Origin of the sequence: Ruminiclostridium hungatei (genome assembly GCF_002051585.1) — a bacterium.
Classification (GTDB): Bacteria; Bacillota; Clostridia; order Acetivibrionales; family DSM-1351; genus Ruminiclostridium; species Ruminiclostridium hungatei.
On sequence record NZ_MZGX01000010.1, the window covers coordinates 17,662 to 41,052 of the forward strand.

Sequence of the window (23,391 nt, forward strand, 5' to 3'; positions counted from 1 at the left end):
CAAATTTTGTTATAATATGCAAAGAGGGGTGGTTTTATGTCGTTTATGGGCGCCAGGGTTGCGGTAAAACCCTGTAACGGAGAGTATCTGTCTTTTGAGTGCCATGGGAATTTGACATCGGTAGATTGTTGTGATGATACGGTACCCGAAATAATATTCAGTGTGCCTTTGGCAATAAATAATGCATACATTCAAACTCACACCAGGGATATGGTCACTGTTCGGGAAAATGGTCAATTGGGAATAAAATCCGGCAAGGAGAATATAAGTGAATCGGAGTTATTCGATTTCATTTGCCTGGGTTTGAACAGGGTTGCCATCAGGGCACATAATGGTAGGTTTGTAAGCTTCAACGCTGACAAAAACAAGATGTTGTGTGCAGAAAGCGAGTCAATCGGGCCAAATGAAACCTTTGAGGTCATTGTTGTATTCAAATAGGGCAAGTATGTAAAAAAGTCAGGCAGGTGAAACTGCAGGCTCATAGTTTAAACTGCAAAATTAAGGCTCCTGTTCATAATGAACAGGGCTTTATTTTTTGTACACGGAATCCGGCTGATTTTAACGACAGAAGACAAGGCAAGGTGGCTTCATTATTATTTGCAGAATAATACCCGTGCAGTTGCATACAATAATTAAAATATCATAGGTATGGTGATTATATTGACTTTTTGGAACAGAAGAAAGAGTATTGCAGGAAGAAATGGGCCGACCTCTCCCGAACAAGCTGATGCAGGCATTATAGGCACTTCCCTGGGAGAAAACATAGAGCTGTTTAAAAATATTTTTTGCGATGAGGACACCTTTGCTATAAGGAACATAGAAAACCAGCACAACAGGCACATAAAATGCTGTGTACTTTTTATGGAGGAAATGATTGATATCTCTACTGTCAACGAAAACATAATACGGCCGATAACACAGAACTCCAGCCTGAAAAGCTTAAGCGACACCCTGCTGCAGATGGAGAATAAAGTGATTACCTCCAGTCAGGTTAAGAAGAGCTCTGAAGTCAGCACGCTGATGCACTCAATCCTGATGGGAGACACGGTACTCCTGCTGGAGGGGGCACCACAGGCATTGATTATCAGTACCCTGGAGGTTAAGGGCAGAGCTGTGGAAGAGCCAGAGGGGGAAAAAACCATAAGAGGCCCGAGAGAGGGTTTCACAGAAGGGTTGATGGTCAATTTGTCCCTGATTAGAAGAAGGCTTGAAACCCCTGACCTGAAATCCAGGCTGCTGACAATAGGTGAAAAGACCCGTACAAAGGTATGCATCTGTTACATGGACAGTCTGGTCAACAAAGAAATACTAAGGGAGCTGGAGAGAAGAATAAAGAGAATCAATATAGACGGGGTTATAGCTTCAGGTTATATTGAAGAATTCATTGATGATGAGGCATATTCCCCCTTCAAGACAGTAGGGAGTACTGAGAGACCTGACGTTGTCGCGGGAAAGCTGCTGGAAGGGAGAATAGCGGTACTGGTGGACGGAACACCGGTTGTCCTGACAGTGCCATTTTTATTTCTGGAGTACTTTCAGGCAAGTGAAGACTATTATATAAATTTCTACTTTTCATCTATAAGCAGGATTCTCAGAATAATAGGCTTCATACTTACAGTGACAGTTCCTGCAATCTATGTTGCGCTGATGACCTTTCATCAGGAAATGATACCTACACCCTTGCTGATCAGCATATCTGCGGCCAGACAGGGAGTGCCCTTTCCCACCATAGTGGAGACAATGGTGCTTTTGTTTATTTTTGAGATACTGAGAGAAACCGGTACCCGCATGCCTACAAATATTGGACAGGCACTGAGCATTGTCGGCGCTCTGGTGCTGGGGCAGGCATCTGTGGAAGCAAAGCTTGTAAGTGCGCCTATTGTCATTGTGGTTGCCATTTCCGGCATCACCAGCCTTATGATTCCTAAAATACTGGGAGCGGCAATAATAATGAGGGTTATGTTACTGATATTAGCTTCATATATGGGTTTTTACGGGCTGATTTTCGGCATCACCGGTGTCCTGCTGCACCTGTGCGAGCTGCGCTCCTTTGGAGTGCCGTACCTGTTGTATTTAACCTCAATGAACCCCGGTGACTTGAAGGATGTTATCATAAGGGCTCCACTGTGGTACATGGATTCAAGACCAAAATTGATATCTGCGGGCAATAAGCTTCGTCACGCGATGGGAAGAAAAGGAAAATGATAAAAAGAGTGCTTTGTACCATTTTAATATGTTCAATACCTGCCCTTTTTACCACCGGCTGCTGGAACTACAGAGAAATAAATCAGATGTCCATTGTCTCGGGAGCTGCCGTTGATAAGACTCAGGACGGCAAATACAAGCTTACGGTAGAAATCATTGACCTGAAGAGCGGCGGAAAAGATGTGGTTATTCATTCAAAAAAGCTGGAGAGCTATGGAGATTCCTTTTTTGACGCAGTACGAAATACAATAAAATTCAATTCCCAGAAGCTGTACTGGGGCCATGTTGAAACAATTGTAATAAGCCAGAAAGTTGCCAGGGAAGGCATATTGCAGATTCTGGATTTTTTGGCCAGAGATGCCGAACCAAGATTATCCATTGATATTCTGATCTCAAAAGAGGATACTGCGGCCCAAATACTTAATTCCCAGAGCATAACCACTGAAGTCAGAGCATTTGAAGTAAATGAGATGCTTGATGTGGAAAAAGCTTTGTCCAAGTCTGTCAAGACGGAGGTATACCAATTTATTAATGCCCTGGGAGATGAGGGTGTTTCAGCAGTGGTGCCGGTTATAGGGTTAAAGAAAAATTCTGGGATTGAAACCTCCCAATTGTCGGGAACGGCAGTTTTCAAAAAGGATAAACTTGCTTACATGTTCAATGAAGAAGATACAAAATACTATCTCTTCATAATAAATAAGGTTTACGGCGGGCTATTGGTCCTGCAAGAAAAGCAGGGCAAGAACATTTCAGACATTACCCTTGAGATAGAGAAAAGCAAAACTGAAATAAAGCCGGTATACTCCAATGGTAAACTGCATTTTGAACTGACTATCAGGACAAAGACCAACCTGGGTGAAGTTGATAATAATGCGAAGTACAAAAATAATCTTGAATTTGAAAAAGTTGCAAACGAAGCTGAGAAAATGCTGAAAAAAGAGGTGGAGAGGGTTATTAGAGCTGTACAGCTTGAATATGATATTGACATTTTCGGCTTTGGAAAGAGTGTAAAAGAAGATATCCCTGATTTATGGAAAAAAATCCAACCTCAATGGGCTGATATTTTCAAGGATGTTCCGGTTAAAGTGGACGTTGATGTAAAAGTCAACCATTCAGGGCTGCTTTCCAAGTCGATTATGATGGGAGACTAGGTAATGATTTTTTTATTGGAATTAACAGGTATTATAATTTATTATATTGTAAGGGATCTTGTCCCAATAATCAAAGAAAAAAAGCGACTTGCTGCAGGAGCGTTTATATCGCTGATTATACTGGTGTATACCGCTTCAATACTGATTAGCCTTGAAGTAGTAATTCCAAGCCCTTCCCAGCCCTTGAAGAAGGTGGTAGCCACTATCTGGCATTTGCAATTGAAGTGATTTTATAAAACAGGGAAGGGAGGAAAGCATGGGTAAGGAGTTGATCACCGAAAGACAGGCTTTGGCCATAATGATTATGTTTACATTGGGCAGTACTCTTGTGCTGGGTGCGGGAGGTACGGCAAAGAATGATGTCTGGCTGTCAATATTGCTGTCCATGCTGATGTCAGTCCCCGTATTGCTTCTCTATTGCAGGCTTCAAAGGCTTTATCCGGATAAAAACATATATGGGATTTTTGACGCCGTGTATGGCAATATTATTGGAAAGCTCATGTCCTTTGTGTTTATCTGGTACGTATTTCATCTTGGTGCACTTGTAATCAGGAATTTTACAGAATTTATTGTCAGTGTTTCACTGCCCGAAACGCCGCAGAATATTATAGGCTTGTTTATGATAGTTTTATGCATATGGGCAGTGAAGGCGGGGATAGAGGTTATCAGCAGATGGACGTCCATTATGCTTCCCGTTATGGTACTGGTTATTTTGGCAGTGACCATGTTGTTTGCGCCCATACTTGATTTTGAAAACCTTAAGCCGGTTTTATATAATGGATTTGCTCCGGTGATGGACAGTGCTTTTTCAGTTTTTGCATTTCCGTTTTCTGAAACAGTAATTTTTTTAACTTTTTTCAACCAGCTCACTAAAAAAGAAAAGGTATACAAGGTGTACTTTTGGAATTTGATAATCAGCGGGACATTTATTCTGCTGGTTTCAGTCCGGACTCTTCTTTCCCTGGGATTTCCAAACATAGATATTTTGTTCTTTCCTACCTATGCTTCAGTAAGGTTGATAAATATTGGTGATTTTCTGGAGAGGATAGAAATTACCGTTGCAATGGTTTTCCTTTTTGCAGGCTTTATAAAGATAAGCGTGTGCCTGTATGGTACAGCCATTGGCGCCGCACATCTGCTGGGCTATTCAAATTACCGGAAAATAGTGGCGCCGCTGGGCCTGGCCATGTTAATCCTGTCAATAATCATTTATAAGAATACATCTGAAATGTTTGATTGGGCCAATAATATATACAAGTACTATTCCTTTACTTTCGAGGTATTTATGCCTGCAGTTACCTATATGGCAATTGGAGCCAGGAAGCTGCTTTCAAGGAAAAAGAAACCTGCCTGACCGGTGCTTGATTTTAGCTTTGACAAATGCTTTTTTTATTGATATACTGCTAAATAATTTAAATGGAAATATTAATTTATGCATGTCGGATTCCACAGGGGAATTTAAGGAGGTGGTGTTAAAGAAAGCAAGGGATTAATAGCAATACATAATTTATTTGCTCAGGTGCTTTGGGTATGTGAAAGCTCATAAACCCAAAGATAATAGGGAATCCGGTGAAATTCCGGAGCAGCACCCACTACTGTAACTTGGACGAAGCTTCCGTGAGACAAAATCTCGCCACTGATACCATATCGGGAAGGCAGGAAGCAGAGGAAGAAGAGAAGTCAGGAGACCTGCCTGGTCAAAAGCCGTTTATCGGCAAGAAAATATCTTGGGGAAGGAAGATAGGAGATAATTTATTATTGACCTGTTTTCTCCTGAAAAAATGGAGGGAATAACTATGTGTAAAAATGCAATTGTGGGCTATCCCAGAGTTGGTGGCCAAAGAGAGTTGAAATTCTGGACAGAGGACTTTTTAAAAGGCAAGCTCTCTGCCGAAACACTGGAAAGCAATTCAAGGAATTTAAGAAAAGAGCAGTGGCAACTGCTGCAGCAAACAGGTATAGATTTTATACCGTCAAATGATTTCTCTTTTTATGATGGGGTACTTGATACCGCATATCTGTTGAACGTAATACCTGAAACCTATCAGAAGCTGGAACTGAACGGCCTGGAAACATATTTTGCCATGGCCAGAGGATATCAGGGAAAAAAGGGCGATGCAAAAGCATTATCCATGCGAAAATGGTTCAATACAAACTATCATTACATGGTTCCTGTTCTTGACGAAAATACAAAAATCAGATTAAACGGAAGAAAGCCTTTGGAACAATATAATGAGGCATTATCCCTGGGAATTGAAACAGTTCCTGTAATAATCGGGCCCTTTACCTTTCTGAAGCTGGCCGATATAAGGGGTAATGCCGGCAGAGAGGCCTTTATACAGGACATTGCGGATGCATATGCTCAAATAATTCAGGAGTTGGGCAGCTTGAAGTGCAAATGGCTTCAGTTGGATGAACCTTCTCTTGTAACCGACCTTGACCAGGAGGATATCAGCCTGTTTACGGCAATATACACACGACTGCTTGGAGCCGGAAGAACTGTTAAAATAAAGCTTCAAACCTATTTCGGAGATATACGGGATATCTGCAGTGAGGTAATTAAACTTGGGTTTGACGGCATAGGCCTGGACTTTACAGAAGGTAAAAAAAATCTGGAGCTTGTGCAGGTTAACGGGTTTCCAAAAGCCACCCTGCTTTTTGCAGGTGTGGTGAACGGCAAGAACATCTGGCGGAACAATTATGAAAAGACTCTGCTGCTTCTCAGACAGTTGGAGGAGAAAGCCGAAAGGGACAGAATAGTTATTTCCACCTCCTGCTCTCTCCTGCATGTTCCCTATACCCTTGACAGTGAAAGCTCCATGGACGGCAAATACAAGCAGCACCTGGCCTTTGCACAGGAAAAACTTGAGGAATTGAGGGAATTAAGGGAATTATTCTCCGGCTCCGCATATTCTTCAAATGAAATATATCTGCGCAACAATTTGTTGCTGAAATCCAAACAGGAATTTTCAAACGAAAGTATAAAAGCAAAAATATCGGAGCTAAAAGAGGAGGATTTCATAAGAAATCCCGCTTTTGAAGTACGGGAGAAGCTTCAGAAAGAGAAACTGAAGCTGCCTGTGCTCCCCACAACCACAATAGGCTCTTTCCCGCAGACCGCCCCTGTGAAAGCCTGCAGGGCCAGCTATCGAAAAAAGGAAATATCCACTGAAGAGTACAAGGCATTCATAAGGCAAAAAATATCAGAGTGCATTGCCCTTCAGGAAGAAATAGGGCTGGATGTCCTGGTGCATGGGGAATTTGAGCGAAACGACATGGTGGAACACTTCGGTGAAAATCTGGAGGGTTGTCTGTTTACCGAAAAGGGTTGGGTGCAGTCCTATGGTACCCGCTGCGTAAAGCCCCCTGTCATATGGAATGACATAAAGAGAAGGAAGCCGATTACCGTAGAGTACAGCAAATATGCCCGGAGCCTGACCTCCAAGCCGGTCAAGGGCATGCTGACCGGTCCGGTGACAATACTTAACTGGTCCTTTCCAAGAGAGGATGTGTCAAACAGGGAAATGGCCCTGCAGTTGGCTCTGGCCATAAGGGAAGAAGTAATGGAGCTGGAAGCGGCAGGCATAGGAATAATACAGATAGATGAGGCCGCATTAAAAGAAAAGCTGCCCTTAAGAAGAGCCGACTGGGAGCAGGATTACCTGGACTGGGCCATTCCGGCCTTCAGACTGACACATTCCGGAGTAAGTGCCCAAACCCAGATTCACACGCACATGTGCTACAGCGAGTTTGAGGATATAGTCGGATATATTGATGCCATGGATGCGGATGTGATTTCCTTTGAGGCCTCCCGCTCAAACCTTTCAATCATTGACGCCCTGAACAAGGCCGGCTTTAAGACAGAAGTGGGTCCGGGAGTGTACGACATTCATTCGCCGCGAATACCCCACAGGAAAGAAATTGTTGAGGCATTGGGTTTAATGCTTGAAAAGATTAAGGCTGAGAAATTGTGGGTAAATCCCGACTGCGGTTTGAAAACCAGAGGCGAGCCTGAAACGGTGGAAAGCCTTAAAAACCTGGTGGCTGCCGCAAAGGAGCTGAGAAACTCGCTGGGCAGGCTGTAAAAACCTGACGGCGGCAATGCGGTACTGGATTATGCAAGGAAACACTGGAATAGCCTTATTACAAAGAGCTGTTCCAGTGTTTTTATATTTAGGGGCAGCATATACACAACGTGACGGATATCGTTTCGAGCAATATATTCAGCATTTGCTGCAATAAAAATTGCACTAAAATGTGATAATATGTATTATAAAAGGGGGAGTAAGGATGCATATGGATCATAAGAAACGCAGGGCTGATTGCAGCAGCCGGATGGATGTGGCGCAGCTTTCAGACATCCGGTATACCGTATATGACAATGAAACTTTTTACATTCAGGGGGAAGGCAATGCAAGAAACTGGCATTTTGATGCTCTGTCAGGAAAAATAGTAGTTTCGGTTCTTGTAAAATTGGACAATCCCACAAGGGGAGTAAACATTGCCACCTTATACTCGGAGACTGGTGAAAAGCTGCTGGAAGTAAATACCGAGGGCGCTTTTTTCTACGGCTATGACGGGAGCAGAAAATACAAATTGTGTCATTATAACAGTGATGACTGGTACTATGTATATATTTCCGTGGATATTAAAGCAAATACTTACAGCCTTTATATTGACGGAGAGAGGCAGCTCCTGAATGCAAAGCTTATGCATGCCGCCCGCTCACTGGCCTCGTTTTCCATGGGAAGTGCAGGGGGAACAATATGCAGCAGGCTGGTTTGTATATACAGAAATCCCATCCAGTCGGTTTTTGATGCGGCAATGGGCGGGAAAATCTGGAGTGCAAAAGACAGAGGGGTAATTGCAGACGGAAAGACAAACGTGACAGGAGAACTTCAGACTCTGATAGATGAATGCGGAGAAGCCGGAGGAGGTGTGGTTTATTTGCAGGAGGGTACATATCTGTCCTGTTCCATTGAATTGAGAGAAAATGTTACTTTGTATATTGAAGGTGATGCGGTATTAAAAGGAGTTTTAGACAGAGATGCCTATCCTGCAAGAATCAGCAGAGATAACCCAAACTGGAATATGCTGGTGCAAGGCCCCCAGAAATCTCTTATTTATGCCGATGGGAAGAACAATATAAGGATTATGGGAGGAGGAACCATAGATGGCAGCGGAGATTTCCAAGGGCCTTACGGGTCTGAAAGCAGCAGGCCTTGTGCGGTTTTGCTGGTTGGCTGTGATAATGCGGTAATCTGTGACTTATATGTCACAGATGCGGGCATGTGGACAATTCCCGTGGTGGAATGCGACAGACTGTATATACGTGATATCAATGAATATTCCTGCTGGTATCCAAACCGTGACGGTATAGACATTTGTGATTGCCTGGATGTGCTGATAGAAAACTGCAGTTTGAAATCAGATGATGATACCATTTGCTTTAAAAGCGGGAATGAAAGCGGCTGCGACAATGTACTGGTTCGCAATTGCATGGTTATCAGCACAATGGCAAATGGAATCAAGTTCGGAACATACAGTTACGGCGGGTTTACAAACTGCACGGTGCAAGACTGCATAGTAAAGGATACCCGTACCTGCGGAATAAGCATACAGAGCGTTGATGGCGGGATAATAGACAACCTTTTGTTTGAGAGGCTTATAATAAATAATGTTGAAAGTGCTTTTTTCATACTGATTGGAGACAAGGGACGAACTCCGCACTGGGGAGAAAAGCGGATTGGTTCCATTAAAAATGTATACTTTAAGGATATAGAAGTAAACCAGGTGAGAAGAAATTATGGAACCTATCTGGGAGGGTATAAAAAGGAGGGCATTGTATACCCTATCAGAAATATTTATTTTCAAAATGTCAATGCGGTATTTCCGGGAGGAGCCCATGAAATACCAGGCTCACCCGCAGAACTGGGCAGCCAGTATCCTGAATCAAATTGCTTTGGAATTTTGCCGGCTTCAGCATACTATATACGCCATGGAGAAAATATAGTCTTTGAAAATTGTTCAACAAAAATAGCACTGAATGATGCAAGGGAAAAAATAGTTTTTGAGGAGGAAGGATAATGGATAAGCTTTTTCACATTGAGTCAGGTAAGGAAGTGGCCTTTCACAACAATGCCACCTATTGTGTGGGAACCGGAAGAATGGGGCTTGCATTGCACAAGGAATACCAGGAGCAGCTCAAAATGGTCCAGGAGGAAATCGGTTTTTCTCATATAAGAGGCCATGGGCTGTTTTGTGATGACATGGCCATATATCAGGAGTATAAGGATGCGGAGGGAAATATTGTTTCCGAATACAAATTTACTTATCTGGACAGGGTTATGGATGATTATCTGTCTCTGAACATACGGCCCTTCCTGGAACTGGGCTTTATGCCCGAAAAGCTTGCAAGCGGGGATCAGACGGTGTTTTATTGGAAAGGGAACGTAACGCCTCCGGTCAGCTATGAAAGATGGGCGGCCCTTGTGCAGGAAACGCTCAGGCATCTCATAAAAAGGTATGGTGAAGCAGAGGTGACCGGCTGGCCCATTGAGGTCTGGAATGAACCAAATCTCAAAGGCTTCTGGAAGGATGCCGACATGAAGGAATATTTCAAGCTGTATGAATATACGGCAAATGCAATTAAAGCAGTAAATAAAAATTTCAAGGTTGGAGGTCCTGCCATATGCGGAGTTGACGACGAGGTGTGGATGACTGAATTTTTGGAGTTTGTAAAGAGCAGCCAGGCGCCGCTGGACTTTGTAACGCGGCACCACTATACCATCCATCCGCCGGAGAGGGAAGGCCATTACGAGTATGCACGCCTGGGAGACCCTGATGCGGGACTGAAAGAACTTAATACCACCCGAAAGATTGTAGACAGCTTTCCCGAATTCCAGGGCATGCACATACACATAACGGAGTTCAATACTGCATATATACCGGACAGCCCTCTGCATGACACCAACCGCAATGCCGCATATATAGCATACCTTCTGTCAAAGCTGGGGGAAGACAACGAGTCCTATTCATACTGGACCTTCGGTGATGTTTTTGAAGAACGGGGAGTGCCGTATACACCTTTCCATGGGGGCTTCGGCCTTGTGGCAAATGGGCTGGTTCCAAAGCCCACCTTCTGGACCTTTAAATTTTTCAGGGAATTGCAGGGGAAGTGTGTTTGCAGGGAAAGGGAACTGGTAGTAGTGCAAAAACAGGATAAGTACTGCGGAGTTGCATGGAATCTCAACTATGATAATACCGGAGAAATTCTTAATATTACCTGTGAATTGCCCGCGGGAGATGAGGAATATTGTCTGGTACAAAAAATTGTGGATGAAAAGCACTGCAATCCGCTGAAGGTGTGGCATGACCTGGGTGAACCGGCCAATCCCGGTACCGCTCAGCTTAAACTGCTGAGGGAGTCCGCACAGCCGCTGGTAACGACACAAAGGCTGAAGGGCTCAGCAGGCACGGTGGCTGTAGCACTGGAATTGCAGCAAAATGCAGTTGTGTATTTTGAAATATTTGAAGCCCCCGTGTCCTCCGACAGAGGCTATGATTACAACAAGGTTATGAATTCACTGGATATTTCAGTGGAATAAGGCCGGGCAGGAGACTGAGAATGACAGACAGGAGCGATACTATACTTCATCTGCTGGACAAGGAAATACATGGGACGCATATAACCTCTGTATATACCATTACAGCGCCATACCACCGCCATAACGGCTATGAAATATATCTGTTTCTGCAGGGGAATATCCGCTACTATATTGAGGACCACTGTTATGATCTGAGAAAAGGCGACATGGTGCTGATAAACAAGAAGGAGATGCATAGGGCGGTATGTATGGAGCAGCACCCGTATGAACGGATTTCCATATATATATCGGAAGCATACATGAGCCAGTTGTCCAGTGAGAATACCAACCTGGCAGCCTGCTTTAATATGAGAAATCAGGGTGAAAACAATGTTATACGGCTATCGGAGGAGGATTCCGCCCGTTTTGTAAAATTGGCCGGCAGGCTGATACTTGCCGAGAAAAAGAAAAATTTCGGCGATGACATAATGATACGGGCATGTGCCGAACAAATATTGATACTGGCCAATCAGGCTTATATGGATTCAAACCATGTGGTTAACAACATCATGCCCGAACTGATAAGAAATGTAATGAATTATATAGAGCAGAATATACCCAATGAAATAACTCTTGATAATATCAGTGAAAGATTCTATCTGGATGGAACACATATAAGCAGGTTGTTTAAAAAGCATACAGGCCTGACTATAAGGTCCTATATTGTAGCCAGAAGAGTTGCCTGTGCAAGGGAATTGCTTGGAGCGGGCAAAAGTGTCACCGAAGCAGGGGCTCTTGCGGGATTTAATAATTATGCAAACTTTATAAGGACTTTCCACAGGATAGAAGGAATTCCGCCGGGCCAGTATGCAAAGGAACATGGGAGTCCGGGAACAAAATGATATAAGGCCATACCTTGTAAAAAGCAGGGTATGGCTTTTTACATCCCCTTTTTTAACTGCCGTTTTGCCAAAGTCTCTTACGGTCCATAGTCGATGGATTCCAATTTTGTTTGGACAAATTTTAATATCAGCGGGTGCTGAATATAATTAGAATAGAAGTTCTCCAGCCTTCACGATTATTGCAAAGACCTGTCAAAAATAATTTGGAGGGCGGTAAGGGGGTAGCCGGATAATGCTTGGATTCAACAAGCCTGATATCAATTATCACATTGGAATATACGTACGGCAGAGCAGGGATGAAAATGAAGAAAATATCGAAACAATTGAAACTCAAAAAAAACTCCTGATTGATTTTGTCAGAAGAAACAACCTTGGAACAGTTTATAAGACCTATGTGGATGATAATGTTTCAGGCTCGGGTTTTGAACGGAATGCCCTGGAAGAGCTGAAGAAGGACGTGTTGTCCTGCAATGTCAATTTGATATTATTGAAGGATCTGTCAAGGCTGGGAAGGAACAATGCAAAAACGCTGCTCTTTCTTGATTTCCTGGAGGAATACGGAGTGAGGGTCATAACTACCGACGGACGGTATGACAGCCTGAAGGATAACGAAACTGTGGGCATAGACACCTGGTATAACGAAAGGTATATCCGGGATATTTCAAAAAAAATCAGAGCGAACCTCCGGTTTAAAATAGAACAGGGAGAATACATAGGAAATGCTCCTTACGGATATGTAAAATCCATAAATGAGAAAAACAAGCTTGTGGTGGATGCCAGGACCGCACCGGTGGTCCGTGAAATTTTCGGACTATACAAGCAGGGCTATGGATATGCCGCCATTGCGGATATCCTGAACAAGAAAGGCTATCCGTCGCCCTCCTCCAAAAATTCAGACATACCTATTACACCCTGGAATCAGGTGGCTGTCCAAAGGATTCTGTGCAACCGGGTATATATAGGTGATACCGTTCAGGGGGTCAGTGAAAAAATCAGCTTTAAAAATAAAAAAACCAGAAGGCTGCCCTTTGACAAATGGATTATTACTACTAATACCCATGAGCCTATTGTTAAAAATGAAGATTTCGAAGAAGTCCAGAAAATACGCGCCAAAAAGCGCTCCAGCCAGGGCTATAACCGCAATATATCCCATCTGCTGAGCAACATGCTTTATTGCGGGAAATGCGGTAAGGCCATGTATGTGAGAGTACGCAGAGACAGACCGGTGGGCTACATATGCAGTACCTATTCAAAGAACGGCAGCGAATGCTGTTCAAGCCACTATGTAACTGAACAGGCAATTCTGGACGTAATATCCGATGAACTGCTTGAAATGCTGTCAAACAGGGAACTGATAGAAAGTTTCAATCTGAAATACTGCAATGAGGAGGAGGAACGGCAGAGGAGGGCCGAGATGGCACAGAGGCTTGACCAGCAGGTGGCTGCAAAGCAAAAGCAGCAGGATATATTGTATCTTGACCGTCTGGAGGCAAAAATTTCAGAGCAGTTGTTTATCAGAATGAATAGGGGTATTGAGGAAAAAATCGCCTTGCTTAAAAAGGAAAAGGAACGGCTGCTGGAGGAGGAAAAAAAGCAGCTTGATAAGCTCCATATGGCCGAAAGCCTTATTAACAGGATAAAAACTCAGGGGATAAACAAAAATATAATTGAGCAGATGGTGAACAGAGTAATAGTATATGACGGAGGAGACAATACCGGGCTTGAAGGTATTGGCCTGGGCAGGGAAGAAATAAAGAACGGGCTTATAGTCATCGAGTACAATTATGATAACTGGAAAAAGAACTGAGTACGGGATTATTGCATAAGCCTCCGGAACCGCAGGAGCGGCCAAGGAGGCTTATGCTCGTCCGGGAGTGGGCAGCATCCAGGCAGTTTCCTGCCTGTTTACCACAAGTACAACAGGTTAATTTAATTTGATGTATTGACATTTTGGTCATATATGGTATATTATGTAACATAAGTTAATGCTTATGATATTTACATTTTTATGTTAGTGTCGGCTTTTTATTTTACAACCTTGTTTTAAATATTAATTTCTTATCTTTTTTGAACCCTGAATTTTGTAAAGTGACATATTTTCTTATAAAGCCCGGCAAGTTTGCACTATTGACTGAGCATTCTGCTTGTGCGTGTGCTGCCGGCCTTGTACCGCTCTATTTTCAATTAACCGGGGTTGCCGGGAAATGGGTGTTTCGGGCAACAAATCTTAAAATCCTTCAAAAAATGTGCCTTAATAATTTAACATAATGTAAGAAAGCAGGGAGAAAGCTATGAACTTTGTATCAAAAACAGCAAAAGCAGCAATAATTTCAGTGCTTATAGTCTCAATTTCAGTTCTCGCAAATTTTCAGGCTATCAGCGCTGATTCCGGTGCTAGATTTACAGACGTAAAAGCTACCTCCTGGTATTCTGCATATGTTGAGAAATTAGTGAAATTAAAGATAACCTCGGGAACTGGCAATAACAAATTCGGCCCTGATAAAAACGTAACACGGGCGGAATTTGTAACCTTCGTCTGCAAAGCCACAGGACTTGAAAAACTAAAGGGCTATGACCTGGAGGACACTTCCGGCCATTGGGCCGCAGAATGGATAACAGCAGCAGTAACAGCGGGCATAATAGATAGAGGGACAAGCTTTGAACCAAATAAGGCGGTTACCAGACAGCAGGCGGTTGAAATGCTGTGCAGGGCGTTAAAGCTTCAGGCCGACACCGCCATGCAAACACCCTATGCCGATGTGGACACAGAGCCGGGCTACAGCAGCACAGCCTACAAGGAATATTTAATGCTGGGTACACTGTCAGATAATAAGAGGTATTTTAAGCCGGACAGCAATATCACAAGGGCGGAAACAGCCGCAGTTATAGTAAATGTTTATGATTATAAAACAAATCCTGATAAATTCCGGGCGGGCAAGCTGGCTGAGGCACAGGAGGAAAAAGCAGCCCGGGAAGAGGCGGTACGGTTTGCAGCATGGAAGGATAGCGTGAAAAATGTACCTGCGACACTGCTGAGTAATACGAAGGGACTGTATAGGCCGTCTGTATATGAGAGCCATAAATATTTGCAGAGTACAGATTATTTAAAAAACTGGGGAGCTAAATATAAAATGACACCTGAAGAATTTGAAAAAGAGCTGGTGAGGGTGGGAACGAAATACGGCAATGTGTGGGCTAATGCGGACTATAGAAAGTTAGCTGAATTAGAAGCTAATCTAAGGTCACTTTGGGAGAAGAATGTTATTAATAATTACCTGAAGCGTAACTTGGATTATGTAAAAAACAACACACTTGTTTCAGAGGGGGATTTTACAACGAGTACTGGTATGCTTGTATTTGCTGACTTTGGAAACCCGGTGCTGAGAGGTACTATGAAATGTAAATATTTAAATTCAACAAGTACAAAAGTACTTAATGCTGATTGCGTAGAAGCAACAGGTAAACATTTAGAGCTTGGAGTATGGTATGAACAAGACTTTGAAATACACTTTTTGCCTGAAGATGAAGGCTTAAAAGTTACAAGTATGAATTCAATTTCAGGTATAAGGATTTCAAAATGATAATTAAGCAATTATTGGGAAAAACACTAATCTTAATATTCATTATAGCAGTATTGTTTAGCATAAGCCAGACTGTTTATGCTGATATTGGTGGAGGTAGTGGAACGGGTGTTTTGGAAATCAAATATGATAATGCAACACCAAGAGCACCAAGCACTAACCATGCTCGTGGACTCCGTTGCTTCAAACTCTCCCATCCAGGCCTTCTGCGTGGGATGGAACTTTACCTTCAGAAATCCAAGCGGAGGTGTGGAAGTATACGTTCCACTTTCACAAATTGATACGGACGGCGGAGGCAGGACATACACCTTTCCGCTGACTACGGGCTGGACCAGGGAATTTACAGGTATATCCGGCGGATTGTCCATTCGTGACCTTGTGAGCAATAAATCAAAATATGATGCAATCATAAAAGCTGGCTGCACCGTTTATGCTGAGGCACGGATAAGAAAATACAGTTATTTTAACGGAACGTATACGCCCCTCAATACATATGCAAACACCAAAGCTGAGATAGACAGTAACTTTTCAGAGTTTTCCGATGCTTTCAAAATCAATACAAAAAGTGACTATTTTGACCTGAGTTATCAACTGGAACCCGAACCAGTACTTCCAACTCCGGTTGTAAATATGACGCTGCCTATTGACGGCTCCACTGTGGCACAGGGAACCGAGGTAACCTTCAAGGGCTTTGGGACAGGAGTTCATCATATTGCAGGGTATGTAAACGGAAAGCACATAGGGGTACAAAATAATCCCAACAGCGATATAACTGTTCAAATGAAATACGAAACCACCGTAAAGCTTGATACTGTTGGTGATTATACCTTTCAGATAAGGGGCAGGAATACGGCAGCAGACAGCGAAGACGGAAGTCTCCTGGCTGTGTCGGCCATACATACAGTTCATGTAATTGCTTTGCCACCCAATTCAGGAGACGTATTTATTAAATGCATTGATATTGACACCAATACTGAAATTCCTGATTCAGCGCAAACAATACCCGGAGTAGCCTTGGGAACTGCAAAAACCATAGTGCTTCCGGTACTTTCAGGATTTGCCGGTCAAGGCTCCTATCACACTTTTTCAACAGAAATTCCGGATAAATCAAAAATGACCCCGGACTTATCTCAGACTGTTACTCTTACTTCCCACAAACAGAAGGCGTATGTATACTTCTGGTACAAAGCAAGGCCTGTGCAGATTTCCCGGCCTCCTGCGGCGGTTATAAACCTGCCGGTTCAGGAATATGCCGGTAATGATGTTAATTTTGACGGGTATCTCAGTCATGACCCGGACGGATATATTACAGAATACAAGTGGGGGCTTCCGGGAGCAGTTGAACAATTTACAGGCAACTCGGATCACGGTTCAACCTGGTATGCAGCACCTGGTATCTATAACGTAAACCTTACGGTAACTGATAATGAAAACAATTCCGGATATGACACCAGGTCGGTTCAGATTTCAGAACCATTCCCACAAGCAAAAATCATTGTTTCAGGAAAAATAAAGGAAAACAGAAAAATTACACTGGATGCTTCGCAAAGTTTCACACCGGAACATTATCCCATTGATTGGTCAAAAACTACCTGGAAGCTGGAACCGGTATGCAATCTGTCCGGGACTGCAATAGCCTGGAGCGATCTGGCGGAGGACGCTGCCGGAGTCAGACTGGAAGACGGTACTGTTACAACCATAGGAGCAGTAACCAATCAGGCCGCACTGTTAAAGGGACAAAGACGACTTGATTTTCAGACCAGGGAAGCAGGGGTATACAGGGTGACGCTGTATATTGAAAATACAGCCGGAGGGAAATATCACAGTACTGCCGTACAGTTGATTACCGTGGCTGGAGATTTGCCGCCTGTTGCAGGCTTTACTGCAACGGCAGCAAATATACGTGACAGGGAAACCGGAAAATCACAAAATTACGGGATTGGCCGATTATATTGTGTCAGTGTATCACCTGATGGAGATACAATTGGCAAGCGCTGCTGGAGCGTAGTATACGATGCGGACAATGACGGAGATTTTGATGGAAAATATGTGGACACAGACGGAATATACGGTTTAAAAGGTTTGGTAATTCCCGTTCCGGAAGAGAGGCCAATAACTCAAATTCTGAAAGAGGTATTTGATTTGCAGGGATTTATAAGCTTCTATAATCCAAAAGACCCGGATACCTGGATGCATTTGGTGGTGGATAGTGACATTGCTCCTGCGGCAGATTTATACACCTACGAGGTTGGCAATTACGGGGTGCAATTATATATTGAAGAATATATCGCTCCCGGGGAAGCAATTATGGAGCTTATAAAACCCGGAGATTATAAATCCCATATAATAAAAAGTTGGTGACAAAAAATGAAGCATAAATACTGCGGCTATCTATCCTTATTCACGATACTGAACATAATATTATCCTCTATTTACATAAATGCTGCGTCCAGCAGTTTCGATTTTGCCAATGTAGCACCAAATATTCCGCTTGTCCTGGCGGAAGCTGAAAACAATTCTGTTGACCTGGTAATTGCTACTGATTATCAGGGAACGAGGCTTGACGGAATCATAGCCAAAATAAATCAGCTTGAGCAGCGGGCGCGGGAAAGAGGGGTAGACCTGAAGGCTTCATTTTTGACCGGTAAAAAGGAAATTGTGAGCCGGACTGTAACCCGTAAGAAACAGAACCTTGTGAGATATGCATATATAAATACTTATGACTACAAATACGGAAGTACGACACTTAAAAACAGAATCCCCATTGAATATGACAGCTCTGTAAAATTTGAGCAGGACATATATCATACTCCTGAATTCCCCAAGGGAGAAGCTTTTTCCTGGACCAGGGGCTATGGCAGCTATGGGGCAGGTGGAGGACTTTACAGGGAGCTTTGCTGGCGCAGGTATGACGGCAGCGTATACGAATACTGGGCGCAGGGTTATATACCCATACAGATGTACAATCCTGATAACATAAGCGGTACGGTTGTAAATTATGATTTTATCACACAAAATTCTCATATCTACACACAAACCTATTCCAGTTCCTACTACTATAATTATCCTGATAACTTTGAGCCCATTGATTTTTACTCAATGGACGTTACCTGCCCCGCCCAATGGTCTGTTAAAGCCACCAGCGACAGTACCTATGTTGAAAAGGTGGAAGCCCTGGACTTTTCAAAGCTGGATGATGCTGTCAGGGAGGAAGGAAAAAAGTATTTGCTGCTGCTCACCGATTCAAAAAGGGATATTTCCTTTCAGTACCCCTTTGGACAGTATTATCCCTTTGGCAGCATGCGCAAGGACAACGTGGGAAAGTTCTGCAAGGAGGCAACCGTATATATAGCAGCTCCCTCTGAGGTCATAAATACAAAGATGCCGGTTAATTATCCTGATTACTTAAGTCCGGCAGATAAGCAGGATATGAGCCTTGCGGAGGTTTTCGCGGCAAGCTCCCGCAATAAGGTATATTTGCCTGCTGAATTGGATGCTGCCCTGGACAATTTGCTGGCCAATGCACTTCCCAAAGGTAAAAAGGTTGATGTGGTAATTGCAACTGATTACCGAAAGGAAAAACTTACTGCTCTGAATAATCAGCTCAATACTACGAGGGCAAATGCCCTTGAAAAAGGGGTTGACCTTCAGACCTGCGTTTTAAATAATGAGATGAAGATAGGAACCAGAAAGGTTTATGCTCCCAGAGAAGCTTACAGCAGAAATGTCAATATCACTTTTAACCAGCAGATTACCTATGAAAGAAGTTCATACGGTTCTCAAGTTTATTCATATCCTGATAAAACAGTTACATTGAAAATTCCTTACGAAACCTGTGATATCAGTCAGGGCGAAGCTTTGCCCGCCTTTAGCAAGTCTGAAAATTATTCTTGTACCATATCGGAGCAAAAGACCGATATAAGCTACATGAATACCTCCAACTGGGGACTGGTGGTAAACAAGGTGGAAAGATATTATGACCTGGAGATATTCGACCCCCATAATAAGGCGGCCACCCTTGTCACCTACAGGCTGGACAGTGAGCTTACCTTTATAGATTTCATTAATGGCGGACGGGACGGCTTCCAGAGCTGCATAACAAACATAAAAATCAATTCTGTGGATGCCGGCTGGCATTTGGACAATTGCTATGACAAAGAATATATCGGAGAGGTTAAAGCTGTTGATTTCAGCGGAATAGATACACTGGGACTGAGGGCTGACAGCCGGAAATATATTATATATCTGACCGCTGAAAGCGGGCTGCCGGGATATGGTGACGATTTTGGAGATTATTACGGCTTTGGTTCACTTACAAAAGCCTCATATGAAGGGTATATGAGCAAATATGATTTCACATCCTATGTAGCGGCACCTGAAGCAGCGCTGGACCTTTTGCTTTCCGATTCTTCCGGTGCAGTGGACTACACTGCGCAAAAACAGGATTTTTCACTGCAGGCTGTCTTAAATAAGCAGCCGTATGCCGGTATGTACTATGATACGGGCAGTTTAAAAACTGCCCTGGAGGATATAGTCTTTATAAACGGTATACATGTCCAGAATAAGGTGGATATAATAGCCGCCACTGATTATGGAGGCTCAGAGCTGGATATGCTTTCAGAAGGTTTGAAGGAAATAGGAGGTATTCTTGCAGACAGGGGCTATGATGTGAACAGCAGCATTATTGACGGTGCCTGCAGCAGGTTTTTGGCAGTGGATTCCTATAGGGGAGTCAACACTGAGAAGGTCCTGGAGGCTGCAAACCTGGCGGGACGCTCCGGCGCAGACAAAATATTTATAGCCGCCATGAAAGGGGAGGGGAATACCATATCCTCCGCCTACGGTACATATTATGGTTTTGGCAGCCTGTCCCGGAGCTTTATAAATGAGCTGGTCAATAGCAGGTTTACCACATATAACCTGACCTCAAAGGTCAATCTGGACTACAAGCTGACAGGCGCCGGCATCAGCCTGCCCTCACAAAATGCCACACTGAGAGATATAACAAATAATTCAGTTAATGGAGGAGGACAAAATACAGGCAGCCTGAAACAGCTTGAAAACCAGATTATTAACAGATATAAGCCTTTCAGCAAGGGAACCGGCCAGACGGTATATATGATAATCGGTGAAGCCTATCTGTCCACAAGCCTGCTGGGAAAGGATTACGAATCCGATCCGGTATGTGAACAGGAGTGGAAAATAGCAGCTCATGAGCCTGAGGTGTTTGAAAACAGCCAGGGCTTGAATTCCCGCGTTGGAAGGTATTTAAGCTCAATTGATACGGCTCTGGACAAAGTGGGCAAATATGATATAGTGGGACGGATTCAGGACAATCCCAAAAATGACCGTGAATGGCGGCACTTATTCGGAGCATTCAGCAAGTGGAGCGGGGATTCGGCGCCAATTACCGTATATGTCCACAGAAGGCCGGTGGCCGGATTTCAGGTGAGCCTGTCCAAAGCCGGAGAATTATGCAAGGTGTCAGTTGAAGATACTTCTTATGATATTGACCATATGAGCCTGTCAAACAGGGGGATTGTCCAATACAGGTGGCAATACAGGCAGCAGGGCTCTCAGAGCTGGCTTGACGGAAGGCTGCCTGTCCAATTGCCATATGGAGGCATTTATGATGTAAAGCTTCAGGTCAGGGATATGGAGGGAGCCTGGAGCCTTCCGTACCAGGTGGAAATCGACACGGCCGATTCACCGCCGTCAATTGATGCAAGCCCGTTTTCGTACACCGGAAACGGTCCATTGAATATAACCATAACCGCTGAGGACAACGGAGAAAACGATCTGGTACTTGCAGGGTCTCCAAGGTGGCCCAAAACAAGCTATGCCCTCACCCGCAGCAAGGTCAAACCGACCGCGGGCTGGGTCGGTCTTGAGTCAAAGGTGTACAGCCTGCCTCCTGTCACGGGAGATGGAACATATTATTTACATATGCAAGCCTTTGATACCTCGGGAAAATCCTTTTACAGGCTGAGGGGACCATATTCCATTGAACCCGTAAGTGCAGGAGGCTTTTTTATAACCATGATGCTGGATGCCGCGTGGCGGGATTATTATTTTGACACCTCCAGGGGCACGGACCGGAATCATGACGGGAAAATCGACTTGTATGAGAGACGACCTGACACAAATATTGGAACTTTGAAATTGCCGGTAAATTATTATGGCCTGATTGCATATCCCAGAACGCATATAAAAGCAGGCTACAGGATAAAGGGAAAAATAGAGCTTGGGGGGAAGCCTGACTGGGCCGCATTTAAGGCAAACTACCAGGTTAACCGTAAAAAATGTACTGATACCGTTGTTCTCACCTGTGACGGCGGACAGACCTATTCCTTTGACTGGGTGATACCCCCTGAAACAGATGACGGCTCATTTATAAATTTTGATATTGTAATGAAAAAAGGTGAAACTACATATGGAAATGAAAAATGGGAGGATGAGTGGTACATGAAAAATACCTCCCGTAACGTATTGTATATAAGAGGAAAAGCCACCGACGATCTGATTTTTGTCCAAAGCCATTAGTGACTTTACGGCGGCTATTTACCCTGCTTACCCTTGTATTTTGTGCTGAGCTCAGGATTGTCGGGGTTTTGTATTGCAGCCTGCTCTTCCTTGTTCTGAGCACCGGGCTTTGAAGTTGTCTTGTGCTTTTTTCCTTTAAACATGCTAAAAAAGTCTCCTTTATTGATATTAATGAGTATCTGGCCAGCAAAAAATAAATTCCCAGGGACTCTTTTATTATAATTTGTAGAATTGCGTTTTTTATTCAAAAATTTAAGTTGTTATTGTTGAACCCTCCTGACAGTATCTGCATATACTGAATAGGGGCTGTTATTAATTTCTGTCGGAGGTTGAAGCCGGATATGCGGAATACGGATACTGTCAAGCAGAACGGGCAGAACAAAAACTTCAATGGCTACGGCGGTATAGAAGATTTGGAGAAATATATTGCCTTCAAATATGGAACAGGCTGGGAACTGAAAAAAAGTAAGTTCATACACGGCGTTCCAAATTTCAAACAGTCCAGTCTGGGGCCGGATGACAATAACTGCACTCTGGCTGCCATCACCCGAATAATGAAATATTATTCGGAACAGGGTTTAGAGAAAATACCCGATGATGTGTCTGTAATATACGGGATAGTGAGGGAAATCGGGGTCAGGCACGGTTATGACCCGAATAAATCAGGCTTGCTGAGGGATTTGTTCGTGTATACTCCCTTTGAAATCAAGACAATGGTCAGGGATACCTGGAACAGCTTCGGCTACACAAAAAGCAGTTCACAAAACGTGTATTTAAATAAAATAAAGACAATCATAGCTAATGTTGATGATATGAATCCCGTACTTTTAAATATAGCCGGAGGGGATTACAAAGGGCATACCGTATCTGTTGTGGGGTACAGGATATTTGGAAGCAACAGAGAGGCCTCGGCAGATAAAGTTTTTGTTATGGTTATCGATGGTTGGAGTGAAACGAAAAGATTTATAGATTGGGGTGAATTTGGAAATACCCTGTCTAATGTAACAAAAATAATTTAACTGTTGACAACCTTATAATTATGGTTTAATATTTAATAAAATGTTAAAGGTAATGACTGGGAATAGTAGATGCCTGAAAACTTTCAGAGAGTCGGCGGTTGGTGTGAGCCGATAGTTCCAGGGTTTTGAACTCATCCATGAACTGCTGCCCGATTTGGTAAGGTAAGCCGGAGTTCCTCCGTTACAGGGATAGACGGTGCTAGCCGTTGAAAAAGTGAATTCTTAGGAATTAAGTAGAGTGGTACCGCGAGTCAGCCTCGTCTCTAGAACAGAGACAGAGGCTTTTTTATTTTGTTTTTCTTTTGTTTTGCTTCGGAAAAGTGCACTTCCGGTCAATAACATAAACACACGCAGTCCGGATTCCGGGTCTGGGCAGCAGCAAAATTTTGATTTATGGAGGTTTT

General features: G+C 43.5%; 15 protein-coding genes, 1 riboswitch and 1 other annotated feature. Of the genes, 14 read left to right on the forward strand and 1 reads right to left on the reverse strand.

Going from position 1 to position 23,391, the window contains the following annotated elements:
- Positions 1–36 precede the first annotated feature (36 nt).
- The 13 genes from CLHUN_RS08805 (at position 37) to CLHUN_RS08865 (ending at position 21,968) form a co-directional block, all read left to right on the forward strand.
- Positions 37–438: a fascin domain-containing protein gene (locus CLHUN_RS08805; RefSeq protein ID WP_080064222.1), complete on the forward strand. Its 402-nt coding sequence runs from the start codon at positions 37–39 to the stop codon at positions 436–438.
- Positions 439–648: 210 nt separating this feature from the next.
- The gene (locus tag CLHUN_RS08810; RefSeq protein ID WP_207559151.1) at positions 649–2,205 is read left to right on the forward strand and encodes a spore germination protein; all 1,557 of its coding nucleotides are present in this window, start codon (positions 649–651) and stop codon (positions 2,203–2,205) included.
- Positions 2,202–3,356: a Ger(x)C family spore germination protein gene (locus CLHUN_RS08815; protein ID WP_080064224.1), complete on the forward strand. Its 1,155-nt coding sequence runs from the start codon at positions 2,202–2,204 to the stop codon at positions 3,354–3,356. Before CLHUN_RS08810 ends, CLHUN_RS08815 begins: the two co-directional genes overlap by 4 nt.
- Before the next feature lie 3 nt (positions 3,357–3,359).
- The gene (locus CLHUN_RS08820) at positions 3,360–3,584 is read left to right on the forward strand and encodes a hypothetical protein (protein ID WP_080064225.1); all 225 of its coding nucleotides are present in this window, start codon (positions 3,360–3,362) and stop codon (positions 3,582–3,584) included.
- A gap of 28 nt (positions 3,585–3,612) precedes the next feature.
- Positions 3,613–4,710: a GerAB/ArcD/ProY family transporter gene (locus tag CLHUN_RS08825; protein WP_080064226.1), complete on the forward strand. Its 1,098-nt coding sequence runs from the start codon at positions 3,613–3,615 to the stop codon at positions 4,708–4,710.
- A gap of 146 nt (positions 4,711–4,856) precedes the next feature.
- Positions 4,857–5,067, forward strand: a riboswitch (cobalamin riboswitch).
- An 85-nt stretch (positions 5,068–5,152) separates the two neighbouring features.
- A complete protein-coding gene (gene metE, locus CLHUN_RS08830) occupies positions 5,153–7,441 on the forward strand; it encodes a 5-methyltetrahydropteroyltriglutamate--homocysteine S-methyltransferase (RefSeq protein ID WP_080064227.1) in 2,289 nt (762 codons plus the stop codon).
- Between the two features lie 211 nt (positions 7,442–7,652).
- Positions 7,653–9,443: a glycoside hydrolase family 28 protein gene (locus CLHUN_RS08835; RefSeq protein ID WP_165755713.1), complete on the forward strand. Its 1,791-nt coding sequence runs from the start codon at positions 7,653–7,655 to the stop codon at positions 9,441–9,443.
- A complete protein-coding gene (locus tag CLHUN_RS08840; RefSeq protein WP_080064229.1) occupies positions 9,443–10,963 on the forward strand; it encodes a GH39 family glycosyl hydrolase in 1,521 nt (506 codons plus the stop codon). The genes CLHUN_RS08835 and CLHUN_RS08840 overlap by 1 nt, the downstream gene beginning before the upstream one ends.
- Positions 10,964–10,983: 20 nt before the next feature.
- Positions 10,984–11,844 carry an AraC family transcriptional regulator gene (locus CLHUN_RS08845; RefSeq protein WP_080064230.1) on the forward strand — a complete coding sequence of 287 codons (861 nt, stop codon included), beginning with the start codon at positions 10,984–10,986 and terminating at the stop codon, positions 11,842–11,844.
- A 232-nt stretch (positions 11,845–12,076) separates the two neighbouring features.
- A complete protein-coding gene (locus tag CLHUN_RS08850; RefSeq protein WP_080064231.1) occupies positions 12,077–13,651 on the forward strand; it encodes a recombinase family protein in 1,575 nt (524 codons plus the stop codon).
- Between the two features lie 484 nt (positions 13,652–14,135).
- Positions 14,136–15,425, forward strand: coding sequence for an S-layer homology domain-containing protein (locus CLHUN_RS08855; RefSeq protein WP_080064232.1), 1,290 nt, complete (start codon positions 14,136–14,138; stop codon positions 15,423–15,425).
- A gap of 126 nt (positions 15,426–15,551) precedes the next feature.
- Positions 15,552–17,786, forward strand: coding sequence for a PKD domain-containing protein (locus tag CLHUN_RS08860; RefSeq protein WP_080064233.1), 2,235 nt, complete (start codon positions 15,552–15,554; stop codon positions 17,784–17,786).
- A 6-nt stretch (positions 17,787–17,792) separates the two neighbouring features.
- Complete coding sequence (locus CLHUN_RS08865) at positions 17,793–21,968, forward strand: hypothetical protein (RefSeq protein ID WP_080064234.1); 4,176 nt, start codon at positions 17,793–17,795, stop codon at positions 21,966–21,968.
- Positions 21,969–21,982: 14 nt separating this feature from the next.
- On the opposite strand, the gene CLHUN_RS22680 is transcribed toward CLHUN_RS08865, so the two are convergent.
- Positions 21,983–22,111: a hypothetical protein gene (locus CLHUN_RS22680; RefSeq protein WP_278247529.1), complete on the reverse strand. Its 129-nt coding sequence runs from the start codon at positions 22,109–22,111 to the stop codon at positions 21,983–21,985.
- Positions 22,112–22,309: 198 nt separating this feature from the next.
- On the opposite strand from CLHUN_RS22680, the gene CLHUN_RS08870 reads away from it, so the two are divergent.
- On the forward strand, positions 22,310–22,987 hold the full coding sequence (locus tag CLHUN_RS08870; RefSeq protein ID WP_080064235.1) for a hypothetical protein: 678 nt from the start codon (positions 22,310–22,312) through the stop codon (positions 22,985–22,987).
- A 43-nt stretch (positions 22,988–23,030) separates the two neighbouring features.
- Positions 23,031–23,255: a binding site (T-box leader), on the forward strand.
- Positions 23,256–23,391 lie beyond the last annotated feature (136 nt).